The following is a 19,566-nucleotide window of genomic DNA, read 5'->3' on the forward strand; positions in this document are numbered from 1 at the left end:
AAGCTCCCTCTCATGCGTATTCTCGTCATCGAAGACGATCAGGAAACGGCCGCCTATCTCGTCAAGGCGCTGAGCGAGGCCGGCCATGTCGCCGACCACGCAAGTGACGGCGACGAAGGCTATGCCATGGCCTCGCACGAGAATTACGACGTGCTCGTGGTCGATCGGATGCTGCCGAAACGCGACGGGCTCTCCGTGATTTCGGAACTGCGCGAGGAGGAAAACCGCACGCCCGTGCTGATCCTCTCGGCGCTCGGCCAGGTCGACGATCGGGTGAAGGGGCTGCGTTCCGGCGGCGACGATTATCTGGCCAAGCCCTACGCGTTTTCAGAGCTTCTGGCGCGTATCGAGGTGCTGGCGCGGCGCAACACGCCGAACGAGGCGGAAACCCGCTACCGGGTCGCCGATCTCGAGCTCGACCGTCTGGCGCGCACCGTGACGCGCGGCGGCGAGACGATCCTGCTGCAGCCGCGCGAATTCCGGCTTCTGGAATATCTGATGAAGAACGCCGGCACGGTCGTCACCCGCACCATGCTCTTGGAGAATGTCTGGGATTATCACTTCGATCCTCAGACCAACGTGATCGACGTGCACATGTCGCGCCTGCGCGGCAAGATCGACAAGAACTTCGAAAAGCAGCTCCTGCACACGGTGCGCGGCGCCGGCTACGTCATCCGCGACGATGGCTAAACGGTCTCCCGCGGGCAAGGCCGGCGGCCGGCTGCGCCTACTGCGCACCACGGCCTTCAAGCTCGCCGCCGTCTATCTCGCCGTCTTCACGATCTTCGCCGCCTTCCTCATCTTCTACATCGCCAAGAACACGACGCAGCTGTTGACGACGCAGCTCGCCGAGGCGGTGGATCAGGAAACGCGCGAGCTCGCCCGCCAGTACGAGGTGGGGGGCTTGAGCCGCGTCGCCCGCATCATCGACCGGCACAGCCGCCAGCCGGGCGCGAGCCTCTATCTCGTCACGGATCCGGATGGAGACATCATCGTCGGCAACGTGGCCGCGGTACCCCCGGAAGTGCTGACGCGCCCGGATTCCGATCTCCATCCGATCCCCTATCGCCGGCTGGAAGAGGATACGAGCGCCGACCATGTGGCGCTGGTGCGCGTCTTCGCGCTGCCCGGCGGTTTCCGGCTTCTCGTCGGCCGCGACATCGGTGAACGGCAGCGTTTCGTGGCGATCATCCGCCAGGCGCTGATCCTGACTGTCGGGCTGATGGTGGTGCTCGGGCTGGCGAGCTGGCTGTTCGTGTCGCGACGCGTCCTGAAACGCATCGATTCCATCTCCGCGACGAGCCGGCAGATCATGACCGGCGATCTGTCGGGGCGTCTGGAAGTGACGGGGACGGGCGATGAGTTCGACCGCCTGGCGCTCAGCCTCAACACCATGCTGGCGCGCATCGAAGCCTTGATGATCGGGCTGAAACAGGTCTCCGACAACATCGCTCACGATCTCAAGACGCCGCTGACGCGTATGCGCAACCGGGTCGAGGCGGCGCTGGCGCATCCCGATGACGGCGGCCGCGAGGCACTGGTGACGACGCTCGAAGACGCCGACCAGCTGATCAGAACCTTCGATGCTCTGCTGATGATTGCGCGCACCGAAGCGGGCTCGTCGGGGCTTGCCTTCGGCGAGATCGACGGCAGTGCCGTCGTCGCCGATGTGGTGGAGCTTTATGAGCCTCTCGCCGAAGATGCGGGCGTTTCGCTGAGTGCGGATCTGCCGGACGAGCCGGTGATGCTCTACGGCAACCGCGAGCTTCTGAGCCAGGCGCTCGCGAATCTCGTCGACAACGCCATCAAGCATGCCGGCGAGGTGGTGGAGGATGCGCATGTGAGGATCGGCCTGAAGCGCGGCAAGGCGGGCGTGGAGCTTTCCGTCGCCGACAACGGGCCGGGCATTCCCGAAGCCGACCGCCCGCGCGTCATCGAGCGCTTCGTGCGTCTCGACGAAAGCCGCACGCGCCCGGGCTTTGGCCTCGGCCTCGCTCTCGTTGCGGCCGTGACGAAACTGCATCATGGCGAGCTGAGGTTGGAAGATGCCGCGCCAGGCCTTAGAGCTGTCCTGGCCCTGCCCAACGAAAGAGCGCTCACCGATGATGCAAAAAGCTCTGAGGCAAAGGATCAAGCCGCTGCCGCCGTCTCCGGAGGCGGAAAAGGCGCTTGAGCGCCTTGCCCATGCCGCCGGACGCCAGGAGAAGGAGGCAGCACTTCAGGCGCTCCTCGCCGATGACGCTCTGAAAGCCTTCCTAGGGACGAGCCTCGGCGATTGTCCCTATCTCCTCGATCTGGCGGCAAAGGATATCGACCGGCTCGCCGAGATCATCGACGCGGCGCCGGAGGCGTTGCTCCAGGAGACGACGGCCGCTCTCTCCGATCTGGAGCCAGCGGATGAGAAGGCGCTGATGGCGGCGCTGCGGCAGGCGAAGCAGAAGGTCGCGCTGACGCTGGGCCTTGCCGATCTCGGCGGTGCGCTGGAGCTTGAAGGCGTCGTTGGCGCTTTGTCCGATTTCGCCGATCAGGCGATCGACACCGCGCTCGCCTTTCTCCTGCGCGAGGCGGAGAGGCAGGGCAAATGGCAGGGGGGCGGGCCGCGCGAATGTGGCCTCGTCGTGCTCGCCATGGGCAAGCAGGGCGCGCACGAGCTCAATTATTCCTCCGACATCGATCTGATCGTGCTCTTCGATCCGCAGACGCCGGGGCCGGCTGAGGGTGTCGAACGCTCCGTCTTCTGGGTCAGGATCGTGCGCCGGCTCGTCTCGCTCCTGCAGGAGCGGACCGCCGACGGCTATGTCTTCCGCGTCGATTTGAGACTTCGTCCCGATCCGGGGGCGACGCCCGTCGCGCTGTCGATCCCGGGCGCGCTCTCCTATTACGAGAGCATGGGCCAGAATTGGGAGCGGGCCGCGCTCATCAAGGCGCGGCCGGCCGCCGGCGACAGGAAGGTGGGCGAGGACTTTCTGCGCGAGCTCGGCCCCTATATCTGGCGCAAGCATCTCGACTTCGCCGCGATCGCCGACATCCATTCGATCAAGCGGCAGGTGCATATCCATCGCGGCCACGCCAAGGTGCGCGTCGCCGGCCACGATCTGAAGCGCGGGCGGGGCGGCATTCGCGATATCGAGCTCTTCGCCCAGACGCAGCAATTGATCGCCGGCGGCCGCGACGCCGATCTGCGCGGCCTGCGCACCCGCGACGTGCTGGCAAAGCTTGCCGAAAAGGGCTGGATCACCGGCGCGGAAGCCGCCGAGCTCGACCGCGCCTATGTGTTTTTGCGCGGCGTCGAGCATCGGCTGCAGATGGTGCGCGACGAGCAGACGCAGACCCTGCCACAAGACGGTGAAGGGCTTCAGCGCATCGCCAGGCTCTGCGGCTTTGCCGAGCTTGAGGATTTCGAGACGGAGCTTCTGAAACATCTCAACGCCGTCGCCGCGCGCTATCAGGAGCTGTTCGAGGAGGCGGCGCCGCTGTCGACAGAACTCGGCAATCTCGTCTTCACGGGCGGCGACGACGATCCAGGCACGCTTGAAACCTTGTCTCACCTCGGCTTCCGGCAGCCGGCGAACGTGACGGAGACCGTGCGCGCCTGGCATTTCGGCCGCTATCAGGCGACGCGGTCGACGACGGCGCGCGAAAGGCTGACGGAGTTCACGCCGGCCCTTCTCGCCGCCCTTGCCGAGACGCCGGATCCGGATGCCGCCTTCCGCGCCTTTGATGCGGTGGTGCGCAAATTGCCGGCGGGGGTGCCGCTGTTTTCGCTGCTTGCCGCCAATCCGGGCCTGCTCGAGCTTCTGGCGCTGGTGCTCGGCGCCTCGCCGATGCTGGCGGAAACGCTCGCCAAGCGGCCGCATGTCATCGACATTTTGACCGACCCGGAATTGCTGGCCGAGCCGATCGGACGCAAGGCGCTCGACGGGCAGCTTCGCACGAGCCTGGCCGATGCGCGCAGCTACGAGGATCGGCTCGACCGGGCGCGGATCTTTGCGCGCGAGATGCGCTTTCTGATCGGCGTGAAAGTGCTCGCGGGCGCGATGGATGCGCCGGAAGCCGGCAGTGCCTTTGCCGATCTCGCCGAGACGGTGATCACGGAGCTGTTCGTGGCGACGCGGCGGGAATTTGCCCGCCGTCATGGCGAGGTGCCGGGGGGCGATGTCGCGCTTCTCGCCATGGGTCGGCTCGGCAGCCGCGAGATGACGGCGACCTCCGATCTCGACCTCATCGTCGTCTACGATTTCGCCGCCGACGCGAAGGAATCCGACGGCGAGAAGCCGCTTGCGCCGAGCCAGTATTATACGCGGCTGACGCAGCGCTTCGTGACGGCGCTCTCCGCGCAGACGGCGGAAGGCGCCGCCTATGAAGTGGATCTGCGGCTGCGCCCGTCGGGACGCGCCGGGCCGCTGGCGACGCCGTTTTCGGGCTTTGAACGCTATCAGCGGGAAGAGGCCTGGACCTGGGAGCATATGGCGCTGTGCCGGGCGCGCTGCATTTTTGCCGAAGGCGACCTCGGAACGCGTGTCGAGACGGTGATTTCCGAGGTGCTCGCGACCCGACGCGAGGACGAAAAGCTCAGGGACGACATCGCCTCCATGTATGACCGCGTGCAGGCGGCCAAAGGCGGCACGTCGCGCTGGCAGCTGAAGACGGTGCCCGGCGGGCTGACGGCGCTCGAATTCCTGGCGCAGTATCTGATCCTGGCCGGACGGGCGGCCCCGCAGCCGGCGCCGCCTCACCGCATCTTCGAAAGCCTGCACGATGCAGGGGACGAAGAGCGGAGCAATGCGGGGGAAGACGGGACGTGGAAGGTGCTGGCCAAAGCCTCGCGCCTGCAGGCGGCTTTGCTGCAGGGGCTCCGGCTCATCGGCGAAGATGCGGCACGCGATCCGGATGCGACGGCGGAGGGCACGAAGCGTCTGCTCTTGCGGCTCGCCACGCAGGCGGAGATCGTCGCCGAAGCTGGCGACCTGCCGCCGAGCCAGGTGATGAGCGATTTCGACGGGCTGATTGCGCGCCTCGATCAGGCGCAGGCCGAGGTGCACAAGATCTTCGACGGGCTTTTGCGCCGGGAGGGCTCTCAGGCAGCCGACGAGGGCGACGGCGCCTGAAAGCGAGGCCTGACCTGAAAAAGAAGGCGGCGCCGGGGGTGAGCGCCGCCCAAGCCGAAGCCGTCAGCCGATCTTGATCGTCGTGTCGTCGACGAAATTGTTGATCGGAATATCCATGTTGCGCGGCGCCGGCCCATGACGGATGCGCCCGGCCGTGTCGTAGACGGAGCCGTGGCAGGCGCAGAACCAGCCGCCGAATTCGCCCGCTTCACCGGTCGGCACGCAGCCGAGATGGGTGCAGATGCCGATCATGACGAGGAATTCTTCGCGGCCCGCGGGGCTGCGGTTTTCCATCGTCGCCGGGGCGCCGGCTTCGAGATTTTCGTTGCGTGCCACCGGATCTTTGAGGTCCGAAAGCGGCGTGTCGCGCGCTGCCGCCACCTCTTCCGGGGTGCGGTAGCGGATGAAGACCGGCTTGCCGCGCCACATCACGGTGATCGACTGCCCGGCTTCCATGCCGGACACGTCGACCTGGATGGAGCCCAGCGCCAGCGCCGAACTGTCGGGGTTCATTTGGTCGATGAACGGCCAGGCGAGGCCGCCGACAGCCGCGACCGTCATGGCGCCGGTCGCGACGACGATGAAGTCGCGTCGCGTAGGCTCGCCGCCTCCGCTCGTTACAGCTGCGGTCATGGAAATTGCTCCCTTGCCGATAAAAAGGACGCCGGCCCTTCGGAGAGCATGTCAACGACGGTGTGGGGACGAGGTCGTGTCGGTACAGCCGCCGCCGCAGGCCACCCGATGGTCCGGCAAACTCAATGTAGGGGAGCGCTCACGACCGCAGAAATAGTAATATCAGAGGGGCATACTCAGCTTTTGCGAGGGTCTCGCCGAAGGCCGAGGCAAGGCGCTGCGCGCGACGTCGAGAAGGCCGGTGAGAAGCGCGTTCTGGGGTTTCCTGTCCGCATAGACGAGACGCTGCGCCGCCCGGCCTTCCATGTCGGAGAGCCAGGAGATGCCGGGCGTTTCGGCCGAGCAGGCGGAGATGTGCAGGAAGCCGCCGGCCATGCCGCCGGCGATGAGCTCGCGCGCCGTCTTTTCGGGGACCGTGCCGGCGATCGCCTGCGGGTGGATGCCGCGCCGCTCAAGGATCGCCTCGGCGAGCCTGCGGCACTGGGTGCCGGGCGGCGGCAGGAGCCAGGGTGTTTCGGAGAGTGTGTCGCTGTCGGCGCCGGCGAGCCGTTCCTGCCAGGCGCTCGGGATCGCGGCGCGTACCACGATCGTGTCGATCTCCACCGCGGCAAGCCCGGCTTCGAGATCAGGCTCGGTGGAGACGCAGCCGGCGAGAAGTTCGCCGGAGCGGATGCGCTCCAGGATCTCCGCCGAAGAGGCCTCGCAGATGTCGAGCCGGGTGAGGGGATGTGCCAGCGCCATGCCGGCGATGAGGCCTGCCAGACGATGCTCGCAGGCGCAGGGCGAGATGCCGAGGCTGATGACGCCCTTGAGAGTGCCGCCGAGCGAGCGGCCGTGATCGAGGAATTCGGCGCGGGCTTTGAGGACAGCACGCGCCCGCACCAGCATTTCGGCGCCTGCCGCCGTGAGCCGCATGCCCTGCGAGGAACGCTCGAAGAGGGCAAAGCCGAGCTCCTCCTCAAGCTGCTTGATATGCGCGCTGACGGCGGGCTGGCTGGTGGCGAGGTGCTCGGCCGCGCGCGAGATCGAACCGGTCTCGGCAACGCCGACGAGGCTGCGCAAATGGTGAAATTCCAACGGCCTGCCTTGCTGCTGCGGGGATCACATGATGCAACCTGCATATAAGGATCGCGGCCGCAGGATTAAGCCGTGATCGGCGGGCGGAACGTCGCGGGCGGACGGGGCCGTCGTGCCGGATGCTCAGGCGGCGTTCGCCGCCTGCTGGTGCAAGGGCAGGGACAGCGTGACGCGTGTGCCGACGCCTTCGGAGGAATCGATGCGCATATCGCCGCCGTGCAGCTGTACGATCGACTGGGTGATGGCGAGGCCGAGACCTGAACCCTTGTGGTCGCGGGTCATCTGGCGGGCCACCTGCTCGAAGGGCCGGCCGAGCCGCTCGAGAGCCTTTTTCGGAATGCCGATGCCGGTGTCTTCCACCGCAATCAGCGCTTCGCCACCGCGCCTGCGGGCGCTGATCTTCACCTTGCCGTCGGCGGGCGTGAATTTGACGCCGTTCGACACGACGGCGAGGAGCGCCTGACGCAGAGCCTTGCGGTCGGCATCGAGCCGGAAGTCCTTTTCCACCTCCAGGCGGATGTCGATGTTGTTTTCGGCGGCTTCCTTGCCGAGGCTCGCGACCACCTCTTCGGCGAGTTCGGCAAGATCGACCTCGCTCGGATCGAGCGAGATGTGGCCCGATTCCAGCCGCGTCATGTCGAGGATGTCGGAGATGACGCTGAGGAGATAGCCGCCGGAATCGCGGATATCGGCGCAGTATTCTTCGTACTTTTCGTTCCCGAGCGGGCCGAAGGCGCCCGATTGCATCATCTCCGAAAAGCCGATGATGGCATTGAGCGGCGTTCTGAGCTCGTGGCTGACATTGGCCATGAATTCCGATTTGACGCGGGAGAGCTCCTCGGCGTGCTCCTTTTCGAGCGCGTATTTCTCCGCGAGTTCGACGAGCTGCTGGGCCTGCTTTTCGAGCTGCTGGCGCGAGCCGCGGAGGTCGGCGACGGTGGCCGTCAGCTTGCGCTCGTTCTCCAGAAGCTGGGCTTCATGCTGCTTCAAGGCGGTGATGTCGGTGCCGACGGAGACGAAGCCGCCATCCTTGGTGCGCCGTTCGTTGATCTGCAGCCAGCGCCCGTCCTCGATGCGCGCTTCGACGGAGCGGCCGCCGAGCTGCGGGCTTTCGGCGGCGGGCAGGAGGCTTGCGAATTGCGGCCGCCGTCCGCTCGCCACGACATCGGCATAGGCGGTGCCCGGCCGCACCAGATTGTCCGGGAGCTGATAGAGCTCCTGATATTTGGAATTGCACAGGACGAGGCGGTTGGACGCGTCCCACAAGACGAAAGCTTCCGAGATCGCCTCCACCGCGTCGTGCAGCCGAAGATCGGCGGTTCGGGAGGCTTCCGCGGCGAGCTTCGATTCCGTCACGTCGACGGCGATACCGATCCAATGCGGCCCGTCGGCATCGCGCACGACCTCGCCGCGCACCCGAACCCAGATCCAGCGGCCGGATTCGTGGCGCATGCGGAATTCGCGGTCGATCTGCGCCCCCTCGGCCTGGATGAGGGCGTTCGCCATTTCGATGAGATCGCCGTCTTCCGGATGGATGCGCGACGACACATCCCCGGCGGAGAGGAGGTTGTTGATCGCGGGCAGGCCGACGATGTCGTACATCGAGGGCGACCAGAAGATCGCCCCGCGCGACAGATCCCAGTCCCACAGCCCCGAACGACCGCGCATCAGCGCCATATGCACGCGGTTCTGCGTTTCGCTGTAGATGTAATCGGCCTCCTCCGCGCGCGTCGTCTGTGCCTGATAGGCGAAGCCCAGGATCGACAGGATGATCGAGGTGCCGACGAAGACGGTGGCCTCACGGGACACGTTGCTGCGCCAGTTGGCGAAGACGGCGGACAGCGGCTGGTAGATGGCGACGGAGCCGGTCGCCTCGCCGATATGGTGGACGGTGGCGAGCACGTCGTTGCCGTCCGGCAGACGGATGGACAAAACGCCGGCGCGCTCGCCGAGCGTGGTGAGCGGCTGGCCGGGACCGAGAAGATCATCGAGCGAACGGCCGACGAGTTCGACCGCGTAAGGATCGACCGCGACGATCTTGCCGAGCGGATCGGCGAGCACGGTGACGCGGCCGGAATCCTCCGCGCCGGGCGGCAGCGCGTTGGCGAGGATGCCGTGATAGGTCTCCGACATCGCGGTTGCCGGCATCTGCCCACGCATCTCTTCGAGATTGGTGGCGATCGAGCTTGCGAGGAGGCCGAGCGTCAGCTTGGCCTTGTTCTCGATATCGCCGCGCGCATCGCTCAAGACGACGATCCGCATCATGCCGAGCGTGATGATGAAGAGGACGATGAGGAACGGGATGAGGCGGCGGATCAGCGGCTCCGCTCGCACCAGCCGCGCATAGGCAGGGTGGATGAAGAGGCGCGCATGGCCCGCCAGCGCTTGCCGGTCGAGGCGTCTTACGTTGGGTAGACGCCTGAACGCGGACGCGATGGCTTGATGAGCCCGCGCCATGCAGAACCTCCAGTGATTTGGGGGCAGCCGCACCCCCGAATCACCTCATTTGAATCTGAGCGAATCAGATTGTCCAGACCCGCAGGAAGATCGGCTTCTACCCCAGCGTACGAATGACGATATCGGCCACATCCGTGGAGAGGTCCGGACGGTCGGCGAGCGCCCGCAAGGCGGCCTCCGCATGCGTGCGGCGCCCTGGTTCGAGCAGCCGGTAGCTGCGGAAGCAGGTGGCGAGCCGCGAGGCGACGGACGGATTGCTCTTGTCGAGATCGGCAATCGCATTGGCGAGGAAATGATAGCCGGCGCCGTCGGGACGGTTGAAAGCCGTCGGATTGCCGGCCCCGAAGGTGCGCACCAGCGAATAGACCCGGTTCGGCGTCTTCCAGGAGAACGCCGGATTCTGGGTGAGGGCCTCGACCTTTTTCAGCGTCTCGTGGCCGGGCTGCATCGCCTGCACGGCAAACCATTTGTCGAGGACGAGCGGATTGTCGCGGTAGCGCTCGAAGAAGGCGTCGAGCGCGGCCGAGGCGCCGGTGAGGTTCTCGTGCACGAGAAGCCTGAGCGCCGCGAGACGCTCGGTGAGGTTGGTCGCCGTCTCGAAGGATTTGCGCACCTGCGTGCCTTCGTCCCGACCGCGCGCCTTGCCGGCGGCGATCTGATAGCGCCAGGCGGCGAAGGTGAGGGCGCGGCGTCCGGCATTGTCGGCATCGGGCGAATAGGCCGGCATCGCAGGCTCGCGCTTGGCCGCCTCGACGATGCGCTCGGCTGACTTCTCGCCGATGAAGCCGGCAAGCGCCTGCCGCGTTTCGTAGACGATGTCGGGATCGACATCCTTGGCGATCAGCTGAGCGATCTCGTTTTCCGACGGCAAGGCGAGGGCGAGTGCCCGGAAAGCCGGGTCGAAATCGGTGTTCTCGGCAAGTTCGGCGAAGGCCGCCGCGAGCCTTGGGTCGAACGAGGCGGCACCGCCGCTCGACAGCGCCTGATAGCCTGAGAGGATCGCCCGGCGGGCGAGGCTCTGCAGCGCCTCCCAGCGGTTGAAGGCGTCCGTGTCCTGGCGCGCCAGGAAGAAGAGGTCGTCGTCGGTGAGATCCGCCTCGAGATTCACGGGCGCCGAAAATCCGCGCAGCACCGACGGGACGGCTTCGGCACGCACGCCGCGGAAGGTGAGGTTCACTTCCTTCTCGGTGAGAAGAATGAGACCGCGCCCGAGCGCCTCCTTGCCGGCCTCGCCGAGGCCGGCCGGGGCATCGACGTTCTCCCAGGAGAGATCCTGACCGTCAGGGCCGACGAGACCGAAGGACAGCGGGATGAGCTGCGCCTCTTTCGGCTTGTTGTCCGGCGTCTGCGGCAGCTCCTGGGCAAGGCTGAGAGAGAGCGTTTCGCTCTGCGCATCATAAGCGTGGCGGAGCGTCACTTTCGGCGTGCCGGCCTGGTGGTACCAGAGCGAGAACTGGGTGAGATCTCTGCCGGTCGCATCGGCAAAGCACGCGATGAAATCCTCGATGGTGACGGCGCCGCCATCATGGCGCTCGAAATAGAGGTCCATGCCGGCGCGGAAGCCTTCATCGCCGAGGACGAGCTTCAGCATGCGGCAGATTTCGGCGCCCTTTTCGTAGACGGTCGCCGTGTAGAAGTTGTTGATCTCGCGGTAGGCGGTCGGGCGCACCGGATGGGCGAGCGGGCCGGCATCTTCCGGGAATTGCGCCTGGCGCAGGCCGATCACGTCGGAGATCCGTTTCACCGGACGCGAACGCATGTCGGAGGAGAATTCCTGATCGCGGAAGACGGTCAGGCCTTCCTTGAGGCAGAGCTGGAACCAGTCGCGGCAGGTGATGCGGTCGCCGGTCCAGTTGTGGAAATATTCGTGCGCGATCACGCCTTCGACATGGGCGTAATCCATGTCCGTTCCGGTCTCCGCATCGACGAGCACGTATTTGTCGTTGAAGACGTTGAGACCCTTGTTCTCCATCGCGCCCATGTTGAAATCGGACACGGCGACGATGTTGAAGACGTCGAGATCGTATTCGCGCCCGAAAACTTCCTCGTCCCAGCGCATGGAGCGCTTCAACGCATCCATGGCGTAGCGGCAGCGCTCTTCCTTGCCGTGCTCGCAAAAGATGCCGAGGCGCACGCGCCGGCCGGATGCGGTGACGAATTCGTCGTGGATGGAGCCGAGGTCGCCGGCGACGAGGGCGAAGAGATAGGAGGGCTTCGGAAACGGGTCGTGCCAGACGGCATAATGGCGGTCGGTGCCTTCCACCGGGCCGCTTTGGATGAGATTGCCGTTGGAGAGCATGACGGGCGTCGCCGCCCGCGGCGCTTCCATGCGCACGGTGTAGACGGAGAGCACGTCGGGCCGGTCGTAGAAATAGGTGATGCGACGGAAGCCTTCCGCCTCGCATTGCGTCGTGTAGACGCCGCTCGAGCGGTAAAGCCCCATCAGGGCCGTGTTGTTCTCCGGATCGATCTCGGTGACGATCTTGAGCGTGAAGGGCTCGTGCGGCGGTGTGGAGAGCGTGAAGCGGTCGGGCGTCGCTTCGTATTCGTCGGCGCTGAGCGTGCGGCCATCGACGAAGACCTGCTTCAGCTTCAGCCCGTCGCCGTTGAGAACGAGGGGCGGATTTTCAGCCGGGGAGGGCTCGCGGCGACGAAGTGCCAGAGACGCGGTGACCTGGGTCGCCGTCGGATCGAGGCGGAAATCGAGATCGACGGTGTCGATGGCGTAATCGGTCGGTCGGTAATCTTCGAGCCGCACCACTGCGGCGCCCTCACGTTGCATCATAGGCTCCTTGCATCTCGTTGCCGCATGTAGAGACGAAATGAGCCGACGGAAAGGCAGGAACCCGCGGTTTGCCTGCGATTTCGCGGAATTTGCTGCGCCTTTTCCGGCTTTCGTCCTTGCCGGCCTCTCTGCAATCGTCCATGCCGCCGCAAAAATCTCCTTCCGTCATAGCCGAGCTTCCGACCGCCATGAAGAAAACGCTGCCAGAAATCGTCGAACGTCGCCGCGTCTATGAGGGCTGGAACCGGATGGACGAGCTGACGGTGACGGGGCTCTCGTCAGAGGCGCACAAGCGCGAAGTCATCGACCATGGCGATGCGGCGAGCCTGCTTCCCTACGATGCCGAACGCCGCACGGTCCTCCTCGTCCGGCAATGGCGCGCGCCGCTTGCCGAGCGCCCCGAAGGCGGCTTCATCATGGAGGCCTGCGCCGGGATCATCGATCCGGGCGAGACGCCCGAGGAAGCGGCCCTGCGCGAGGCGGAAGAAGAACTCGGCGTGACGCTCGGCAAGGCCGAACATGTCGCAAGCGTCTACCCGGCTCCCGGCTGTCTCACGGAACTCGCGCATCTTTTTCTGGCGCCCTATCGGCCAGAGGACCGCAAGAACGCAGGTGGCGGCAAGGACGAGGAAGGCGAGGCGATCGAGGTCGTGGAGATCTCGTTCGATCGGCTTTTCGCTGTCGTGCGGGAAGCGGGGATCAACGACGCCAAAACGCTGATCCTGGCCCAGGCGCTGCTTTTACGCGGTCTGTGACACCTCGGCCTCTTGCGAGGCAGCAAACTTTTTCAAGCGTGCAATTGAACCGAACACGTTTCTGCGCGTTATCTGTCCCGAAAGCGCCAATTGGCGCAGAAGACAGGAGAGTTTGTCATGCTCGGTTGGGCATTAACCTTTCTCGTGATCGCGCTGATTGCTGCGGTTCTTGGATTTGGTGGTATTGCCGGCACGGCTGTGGGCATTGCCAAGATTATCTTCTTCGTCGCCGTGGTCCTCTTCCTTATCTCGGCCATCTTCGGCGGCATCCGCGGGCGTCGCATCTGACGCTCGCCTGAGCCAAATCTCCCGCTCGGGATCTTCGCCAAGATCCTCAGATCGGGGAGGAAAACCAGACAGGTCGCTGCCGGCAAAACGGCGGCGGCCTTTTTCTTTGTCTCTTATCGTTGTCCCCGCGACGTGGTTTGAGGTTCGGCAAAGCTCTGCGAACCTCGCCGAAAGGCCCCTTTGCGCTTGCGATCCGTGCACGCTATCAGGCCCGCACGCGCCTTGAGCGCGATCCTGACGGAGAAGCATATGTCCGAGCCCCAAGCGCGCCCCAAAGCTCACATCATCGACGGCAAGGTGATCGCACCGCAGACCATCGACAAGGTGAAGGCGGCGCGCGAGACGCTCGAAGCGGAAACCGGCGTGAAGCCGGGACTTGCCGTCGTCATCGTCGGCGAGGACCCGGCAAGCCAGGTCTATGTCCGCAACAAGGGCCTGAAGGCGGAGGAATGCGGCTTTCATTCCGAGACGCATCGCCTGCCGGAGGCAACGAGCGAGGCCGAGCTTCTCGCCTTGATCACGCGGCTCAATGCCGATCCGAAGATCCACGGCATCCTGGCGCAGCTTCCCCTGCCGAAGCACATTTCAGAGAAGGCGGTGATCGCGGCCATCGATCCGGACAAGGATGTCGACGGGCTTTCGCCGATCAATGTCGGCCGCCTCGTGTCGGGCTCGGCCGATGAAGCGCTCGTGTCCTGCACGCCGGCCGGCTGTCTCGTCATGGCGAAATCGGTGACGCCCGATCTGAGCGGGCTCAACGCCGTCGTCGTCGGGCGTTCCAACATCGTCGGCAAGCCGGTGGCACATCTGCTTTTGGCGGAGAACTGCACGGTGACGATCGCCCATTCGCGGACGCGCGATCTTCCTGCCGTCTGCCGCTCGGCCGATATCCTGGTTGCGGCCGTCGGGCGGCCGAAGATGATCAAGGGCGACTGGGTGAAGCCGGGCGCGACCGTGATCGATGTCGGCATCAACCGCATTCCCGCGCCCGAGAAGGGCGAGGGCAAGACGCGGCTCGTCGGCGATGTCGATTTCGACGAGGCCGCGGACGTCGCCGGGGCCATCACGCCGGTGCCGGGCGGCGTCGGGCTGATGACGATCGCTATGCTGATGGCGAATACGGTGATCGCGGCCTCGAGGAAGGCGGGACGCCCGGAGATTGGGGCGGGAATCTTTCAGGGCTGAGCCTGCCGCGACGGCGGGCCGTATGGCCGTGGGCGCCGGCCTTCTCTATTTTCCGGAGATGACCGATTTCATCCCTGGCCGTCAAAGCACGAGCCCCGTGGCCGCGGGCGACAAACGCCTCGACACGCGTTCGTTCCACAAGAACCATGTGCCGATCCGCGCGGCGCTGACGCCGTTTCTGGAGGGGCGCTCAGGCGATGTTCTGGAAGTGGGCTCCGGCTCCGGCCAGCATGTCGTGGGCTTTGCTAAGGCCTTTCCGCATCTCACCTTCTGGCCGTCCGACAAAGAGCCCATGCACCGGGCGAGCATCGCCGCCTGGGCGGCCCTCGACCCGCAGCCCAATCTGCGCGACGTCGTCGATCTCGATCTCTGCGAGACCTGGCGGCTCGGCGAAGAGGGTGGCGCGACGCGGCGGCCGCCGGCGAAGCTTGCCGCCATCCTCGCCATCAACATCCTGCATGTGACACCTTTCGCCGTGTCGGGACATCTGATGGCGGGGGCCGGCCGTCATCTCGCCGATGACGGCCTGCTCTTCATCTACGGCCCGTTCGCCCATGACGGCGCCATGAGCGAGAGCAATGCCGAGTTCGACGCGCAATTGCGGGCGGCGAACCCGGAATGGGGCCTGCGCGACGTGCAGGCGCTCTGCGTCCTTGCCGGCGCGAACGGGTTGAAGCCGCTCGACAAGATCGAGATGCCGGCGAACAACCACATTCTGGTCTACGGGCGCTGAGGCAGGCGAGCTCTCCTAGAAGCGCTGCCTGGCGAGAAGCGCGATCGTCTCCATGACCTCGCCGACGGCGTCGACGACGCCGCCGAGTTCCATGAAACCATGGACCTGCCCCGGGAAATGGCGGTGCAGGACTTCGACGCCGGCCTCGCGGAGCTTTTGCGCATAGGCCGCGCCGTCATCGAGCAGCGGATCGTGGCCGCCGGTGACGATGAGGGCTGGCGGCAGGCCGTGATGGTCTTCGGCAAGAAGCGGCGAGGCGCGCCAGTCGAGCCCTGCCTCGGCATCGGGCAGGTAATGGCGGACGAGCGCGATCATGTCTTCGAGCGTGAGGGGCGGGGCCTTCGCATTGGCGATGCGCGAGGGGCGCGCATTGGAGGCTTCGCTGTTGTCGGTCGCGGGATAGAGAAGCACCTGAAAGGCGATCCTCGGCGACTCTTGGCGCAGCGCCAGCGTGGTGACGGCGGCGAGGCTGCCGCCGGCGCTGTCGCCTGCGATGGCAATCCGGTTCGCATCGATGCCGAGCTCGCCGGCATGGGCGCCGATCCAGCGCGTGGCGGCGATCGCATCCTCAGGGCCGGCCGGAAACGGGTTTTCCGGGGCGAGGCGGTAATCGACGGAAACGATCCGGCAGCGGGCGGTGTCGGCCATGCGCCGGCAGAGCGTGTCGGCCGTGTCGAGCGTGCCGAGCACCCAGCCGCCGCCATGCAGATAGATGATCGCGGGTCCGGTGTCGTCGACGCCATGCGGTCTGTAGAGCCTGAGCCGGATCGGCCCGGCCGGCCCGTCGGCCGCCACGTCTCTCACCTCTGCCATATCGATGATCGGGCCGCCGAATGTGTGCTGCAGCACGCCCTGGGTGGCGCGCATCTCCGCGACACTCATCGTGTGCAGAGGCGGTCCGCCGGCCTTCGCCATGCGTTGGAGCACTTTTTCGACTTGCGGATCGATGGGCATGTTCGTCCTTTCCTGTCTGCCGACGCCTGGCGCGCGCAGAGGCGCTGCCTCCGGCTGCCAAGGGTCGGCCGTCAGATCGGATTTAGGTGGGTTCCGGAGCGCCGCGAGGAAAAACCCGGCGCGGCATAGGAGATGGCCGGCGAACGCATGGGCCGTGGGGGCGGATCGATCCGCCGCCCGCCTCAGATGACGAGCTTTTCCGTCGGCCCGGATTCAAGCTCCCACCAGGCTTCCCAGGCGCCGTGTCGGCGGGCGAGCCTCAGATAGTTTCGTTCCGCCGTGTAGATCGTGCTCTTGCCGGGGAGCGGCAGGAGTTTGATCGGATGCTGCTTCAAAGGGGCGGAGCCGAAGCTCGCAAGCGCGCCGAGGGTGGCCGCATAGGCTTTCGGTGGAGGCGGGTGGGTGATGCCGGAGGCGACGAGTTGATGGAGGTCGCCGGTATCGGAGGCGAGCGTGCCGCGCGTGGCGAGATGGATCTCGCCGGAAAGAACCGTGAGGCGCGTATCGTCCCGCTCATGCGCGGCGAGGAGTGTGCGCAGGAACTTGCACCATTCCTCGCGATGCGTTCGGCTTTGCCATTGATCGCGCAGATCGTCCTCGTATTTCTCCGCGATCGGCGTGATCCGCATCACCGCCTCGATCAGCGACAGACGGGGTCCGAGAGCCGGCACGCTCGACAACAGAAGGATGCGGCCGTCTTCGGCGTCGGCGAGCGCCGTTGCGAGCGCGCGCCAGCCCGCCGGTCCCATGACCCGGTCGCGCCGCCGCTCCGAGCGCAGATCGGGCGCGACCAGTGTCAGCCCCGGCATGTCGACGCGCCAGGTGAGCGAGGTGCCGGAGGGGTCGAGACAGGTTTCGGGCAGAGCCCCTTCGACGGCGCCCATCTGGAAGAGCAGAAATTGCTCGCGCGCGACGGCGAAGACGGCGTTGCCGACGGGTGAATCGAGTTTCTTGTCCGGAAGCGAGCCCCAGCCGTCGCAGATGTCGTGGTCGTCCCACATGGCGAGCGAGGGGACGCGGCAGAGAATGTCGGCAATGGCCGGCTGGCCGTAGAGTTCGAGATAACGCTGCAACAAAACCCGGCGCAGCGCGGCGACGACCTCCGGCACTTCCGCGCCGGAATTGGAGCCCGGATCGCCGCGATCGCGGCCCCATTCGCGCGTCAGCGGATGCGCTTCGAGGATCTCGTCGGCATAGATCTGGTCGCCGCCATGCAGAAGAAGATGCAGCGGCTCTCGCGCATGCGCCGCACCAAGCCGCGCCCAAAGCGTGTTGCGGCTTTCTTCCGGCCGTTCCCGGTCGCCTTCTTCCTGGCCGTTGCAGGAGACAAAGGCGAGCGCGAGGTCGCCGTCATAGGCCGTGTTGACGGCGTAGCGGGTGCCTTCGAGCTCGTACCAGGCGGCTTTCTGGACCTCGGCGCCGATCGGCAAGGCGAAGGTGTAGCGCAGCGCGAGGAGGCCATAGCGCGACAGGAGAAGCTCCGGCTCGACCGCACCGTTGCGCGTGACGAGGTTCGGAAGCTCCGGCGTGATCGGGCGGATGAGGAGCACGGCGAGGCGCACGCGGTTCCCCTCCATACCGCGCAGGAAGAGAAGCGGCTTCAGCCGTCCGGCGAGGCGCTGCAATTCGGCATTGTCGGCCATGTCTGTGACGCGGCCGGTCATGGGGTGTCGTCTTTCGGCGCGCCTGTTTTCGGCGTGCCCGTCGCGCGGGCAGATGTCACGGACGAATCGAGCATGGAACCTCGGCGGCTACGCGGTGACCGTGGTAAAACGCTGCGTGCGCCTGTCAACGGCGCCATCGTCGCGTGGAAGCCCGATCCTCAGCCCAGAATGTCATAGGCCGTGCGCAGAAAGATGCGCGCGCCGATGGCGATGAGGTCGTCCGGGAAATCGTATTCGGGATCGTGCAGGGGCGGATGGGTCTCGCCGGCGCCGAGGAAGAGGAGGGCCGATTTCGCGCTCGCGCCGAAACGCCCGAAATCTTCCGAGGCGCGCATCGGCTCGCCGGGAGAATGGAAGATCCGCTCATGGTCGAGTGCTCGGCGAAGATGCGCAACCGCGTCGGGATCGTTGTCTGAGGCGAAGAAGACGTCCTCATAGGCGATGTCGAAGGAGAGGCCGAAAGCGCCTGCCGTCTCCGCCACCAGCGCCTCGGCGCGGGCGACGAGCGCCTCCATGCGCGCGTCCTGAAGCGTGCGCAGGGTCGCAAAAATCTCCGCCTCGCCGGGGGCGATGCCGAAAGCCGGCTCGCCCATCGCCGCATGGGTGATGGTGACGAGCGAGAAATCCTCCACGAGTGCGTCGCCCGCCGCGAGCGCCGTCAGCTCCGGCATCAGCCGTGCGACGGCCGGCATCGGCGAGAGGCCGGTCTCGGGCTGCGAGGCATGTGCGGTGCGGCCGGTGAGGGTGATCTTCATGCCTCGCGAGGCGCAGGCGGCGGCGCCGTCCTTCAGGGCGACATGGCCGAGGCGGAGACCCGGAAAATTATGAAGCGCGAAGGCGAAGTCGGGCGCGATCTCGGCAAAGCGCGGATCGGCGAGAACGGACGCCGCGCCCGCGCCGGTCTCTTCCGCCGGCTGGAAGAGGAGAATGACGCGGCCGCTTTCGGGCCGGCGGCACGCAAGGCCGCGCGCGACGCCGGCGAGGATCGCCATATGCCCGTCATGGCCGCAAAGATGGCCCTTGCCGGAAATCTCCGAGCGGTGCGGTGCTTCCGTCCCTTCGGTGATCGGCAGCGCGTCGAGTTCTGAACGGAACATGAGCGTGGGGCCCGGCCGGCCGGATTCGTAAAGGGCCGCAAGCCCATGCCCGCCGAGCCCGGTGAGGAGCCGGTCGGGTGTCGTCGGTGCGAGGAAGGCGGCGACTTCCGCGGCGGTCTCCTCCTCCTCACCGGAGATTTCAGGGCGCTTATGGAGCTTTCGCCGCCATTCCGTCAGTTCCACGATGTCGCGATTTGAAAGGAGCATGGACGTGTCCGGGGGCTGAAAAAGACGAGGCGAGAGCGCTGAGCGAGGGAACGTTGGAGACCCTCGCCCGTTCGGCGTGCCAGGGCGCAAGGTGGCACGACCCGCTGAGGCGTGCCACCTTGCGCGCATGAGAACAAGTTCGGAGATCAGAATGAAGCCTGCCGCAGCCGCGACCTTTTTGAGCCTTTCCATGGCGATGTTTCCGGCATGGGCGGCGGCCCAGTCGACGCTCAGCGGGGCGCATGAAGTCGGCGAACTGACGAGCGTTCAGGCGACGCTGGAGGACACGCCCGATTCGTCCCCGGCGACGCTTCGCGTGCGCGGCCTGATCACGGCGCCGGAGCCCTGCCAGGTCGCGACGGCCGAGGCGGTCGGCGAGGGGGAGAGCGAGACGGCCGGAATCGCCCGCGTCCTGAAGATCCGCGTGACGACAGCGCGTGCCTCCGAGGACCAGGCGTGCACGCAAAAACTCACCGATCTCCAGTTCCAGTTCACGCAGGAGGTAGGCCTGCGCGAATTCGAGGAGGTCGAGGTCATCTCCGACAGCGATATCGAGCGCGCCTTGGTCGAGCTCGCCGAATAGGTCCGGCGCGCCGAATGGCCGGCGGACAGGTCGAACTTGC

At 66.1% G+C, this 19,566-nt stretch carries 15 protein-coding genes; 8 read left to right on the forward strand and 7 right to left on the reverse strand.

The genetic code is table 11. The features are described 5' to 3' along the window. The first annotated feature begins 12 nt into the window (after positions 1-12). From L0F51_RS18145 to L0F51_RS18155, 3 genes are read left to right on the forward strand one after another with little or no spacing between them, the layout of a single operon-like run. Positions 13-690: a response regulator transcription factor gene (locus L0F51_RS18145; protein WP_092809500.1), complete on the forward strand. Its 678-nt coding sequence runs from the start codon at positions 13-15 to the stop codon at positions 688-690. After that, complete coding sequence (locus tag L0F51_RS18150; protein ID WP_234630582.1) at positions 683-2,173, forward strand: ATP-binding protein; 1,491 nt, start codon at positions 683-685, stop codon at positions 2,171-2,173. Before L0F51_RS18145 ends, L0F51_RS18150 begins: the two co-directional genes overlap by 8 nt. After that, a complete protein-coding gene (locus L0F51_RS18155) occupies positions 2,103-5,108 on the forward strand; it encodes a bifunctional [glutamine synthetase] adenylyltransferase/[glutamine synthetase]-adenylyl-L-tyrosine phosphorylase (RefSeq protein WP_234630583.1) in 3,006 nt (1,001 codons plus the stop codon). The genes L0F51_RS18150 and L0F51_RS18155 overlap by 71 nt, the downstream gene beginning before the upstream one ends. A 63-nt stretch (positions 5,109-5,171) precedes the next feature. Here the strand turns inward: L0F51_RS18155 and petA are convergent, their stop codons facing one another. The 4 genes from petA to pepN form a co-directional block, all read right to left on the reverse strand. Further along, positions 5,172-5,741 (reverse strand): ubiquinol-cytochrome c reductase iron-sulfur subunit, encoded by a 570-nt coding sequence (gene petA / locus L0F51_RS18160; protein WP_128292621.1) that lies wholly within the window; start codon positions 5,739-5,741, stop codon positions 5,172-5,174. 162 nt (positions 5,742-5,903) lie between these two features. Continuing rightward, positions 5,904-6,818, reverse strand: coding sequence for a LysR family transcriptional regulator (locus tag L0F51_RS18165; protein ID WP_234630584.1), 915 nt, complete (start codon positions 6,816-6,818; stop codon positions 5,904-5,906). Between the two features lie 123 nt (positions 6,819-6,941). After that, on the reverse strand, positions 6,942-9,275 hold the full coding sequence (locus tag L0F51_RS18170) for an ATP-binding protein (RefSeq protein WP_234630585.1): 2,334 nt from the start codon (positions 9,273-9,275) through the stop codon (positions 6,942-6,944). Positions 9,276-9,372: 97 nt separating this feature from the next. Then, positions 9,373-12,060, reverse strand: a complete 2,688-nt coding sequence (pepN, locus tag L0F51_RS18175) for an aminopeptidase N (RefSeq protein WP_370642448.1) — start codon at positions 12,058-12,060, stop codon at positions 9,373-9,375. Positions 12,061-12,248: 188 nt separating this feature from the next. Between pepN and L0F51_RS18180 the strand changes: the two genes are divergently transcribed. The 4 genes from L0F51_RS18180 to L0F51_RS18195 all read left to right on the forward strand — a co-directional run bounded on the left by L0F51_RS18180 (position 12,249) and on the right by L0F51_RS18195 (position 15,021). Next, positions 12,249-12,815, forward strand: coding sequence for an NUDIX domain-containing protein (locus tag L0F51_RS18180; RefSeq protein ID WP_234630586.1), 567 nt, complete (start codon positions 12,249-12,251; stop codon positions 12,813-12,815). A gap of 117 nt (positions 12,816-12,932) precedes the next feature. Next, complete coding sequence (locus L0F51_RS18185; protein ID WP_092809512.1) at positions 12,933-13,103, forward strand: DUF1328 domain-containing protein; 171 nt, start codon at positions 12,933-12,935, stop codon at positions 13,101-13,103. A 249-nt stretch (positions 13,104-13,352) separates the two neighbouring features. Next, positions 13,353-14,288 carry a bifunctional methylenetetrahydrofolate dehydrogenase/methenyltetrahydrofolate cyclohydrolase FolD gene (gene folD / locus L0F51_RS18190; protein WP_234630587.1) on the forward strand — a complete coding sequence of 312 codons (936 nt, stop codon included), beginning with the start codon at positions 13,353-13,355 and terminating at the stop codon, positions 14,286-14,288. Positions 14,289-14,310: 22 nt separating this feature from the next. Next, positions 14,311-15,021 carry a DUF938 domain-containing protein gene (locus tag L0F51_RS18195; protein WP_234630588.1) on the forward strand — a complete coding sequence of 237 codons (711 nt, stop codon included), beginning with the start codon at positions 14,311-14,313 and terminating at the stop codon, positions 15,019-15,021. 15 nt (positions 15,022-15,036) lie between these two features. On the opposite strand, the gene L0F51_RS18200 is transcribed toward L0F51_RS18195, so the two are convergent. From L0F51_RS18200 to L0F51_RS18210, 3 genes are all read right to left on the reverse strand, one after another. Further along, the gene (locus L0F51_RS18200) at positions 15,037-15,975 is read right to left on the reverse strand and encodes an alpha/beta hydrolase (RefSeq protein ID WP_234630589.1); all 939 of its coding nucleotides are present in this window, start codon (positions 15,973-15,975) and stop codon (positions 15,037-15,039) included. 182 nt (positions 15,976-16,157) lie between these two features. Next, the gene (locus L0F51_RS18205; RefSeq protein WP_234630590.1) at positions 16,158-17,639 is read right to left on the reverse strand and encodes an alkaline phosphatase D family protein; all 1,482 of its coding nucleotides are present in this window, start codon (positions 17,637-17,639) and stop codon (positions 16,158-16,160) included. A 158-nt stretch (positions 17,640-17,797) separates the two neighbouring features. Further along, entirely contained in the window at positions 17,798-18,943 is a 1,146-nt protein-coding gene (locus L0F51_RS18210) for an amidohydrolase (protein WP_234630591.1), read from the reverse strand. Between the two features lie 151 nt (positions 18,944-19,094). Here L0F51_RS18210 and L0F51_RS18215 point away from each other — a divergent pair, with 151 nt between their 5' ends. Beyond that, entirely contained in the window at positions 19,095-19,526 is a 432-nt protein-coding gene (locus L0F51_RS18215) for a hypothetical protein (RefSeq protein WP_234630592.1), read from the forward strand. Positions 19,527-19,566: the final 40 nt, after the last annotated feature.

Source organism: Afifella sp. H1R (assembly GCF_021462425.1).
Taxonomy (GTDB): domain Bacteria; phylum Pseudomonadota; class Alphaproteobacteria; order Rhizobiales; family Afifellaceae; genus Afifella; species Afifella aestuarii.

Coding starts and splice junctions, on each gene's coding strand:
- L0F51_RS18185 (WP_092809512.1), top strand. CDS start 12,933: ATGCTCGGTTGGGCATTAACCTTTCTCGTGATCGCGCTGATTGCTGCG.
- L0F51_RS18145 (WP_092809500.1), top strand. CDS start 13: ATGCGTATTCTCGTCATCGAAGACGATCAGGAAACGGCCGCCTATCTC.
- L0F51_RS18215 (WP_234630592.1), top strand. CDS start 19,095: ATGAAGCCTGCCGCAGCCGCGACCTTTTTGAGCCTTTCCATGGCGATG.
- L0F51_RS18200 (WP_234630589.1), bottom strand. CDS start 15,975: ATGCCCATCGATCCGCAAGTCGAAAAAGTGCTCCAACGCATGGCGAAG.
- L0F51_RS18150 (WP_234630582.1), top strand. CDS start 683: ATGGCTAAACGGTCTCCCGCGGGCAAGGCCGGCGGCCGGCTGCGCCTA.
- folD (WP_234630587.1), top strand. CDS start 13,353: ATGTCCGAGCCCCAAGCGCGCCCCAAAGCTCACATCATCGACGGCAAG.
- L0F51_RS18155 (WP_234630583.1), top strand. CDS start 2,103: ATGATGCAAAAAGCTCTGAGGCAAAGGATCAAGCCGCTGCCGCCGTCT.
- L0F51_RS18205 (WP_234630590.1), bottom strand. CDS start 17,639: ATGACCGGCCGCGTCACAGACATGGCCGACAATGCCGAATTGCAGCGC.
- pepN (WP_370642448.1), bottom strand. CDS start 12,060: ATGATGCAACGTGAGGGCGCCGCAGTGGTGCGGCTCGAAGATTACCGA.
- L0F51_RS18180 (WP_234630586.1), top strand. CDS start 12,249: ATGAAGAAAACGCTGCCAGAAATCGTCGAACGTCGCCGCGTCTATGAG.
- L0F51_RS18210 (WP_234630591.1), bottom strand. CDS start 18,943: ATGCTCCTTTCAAATCGCGACATCGTGGAACTGACGGAATGGCGGCGA.
- L0F51_RS18170 (WP_234630585.1), bottom strand. CDS start 9,275: ATGGCGCGGGCTCATCAAGCCATCGCGTCCGCGTTCAGGCGTCTACCC.
- L0F51_RS18195 (WP_234630588.1), top strand. CDS start 14,311: ATGGCCGTGGGCGCCGGCCTTCTCTATTTTCCGGAGATGACCGATTTC.
- petA (WP_128292621.1), bottom strand. CDS start 5,741: ATGACCGCAGCTGTAACGAGCGGAGGCGGCGAGCCTACGCGACGCGAC.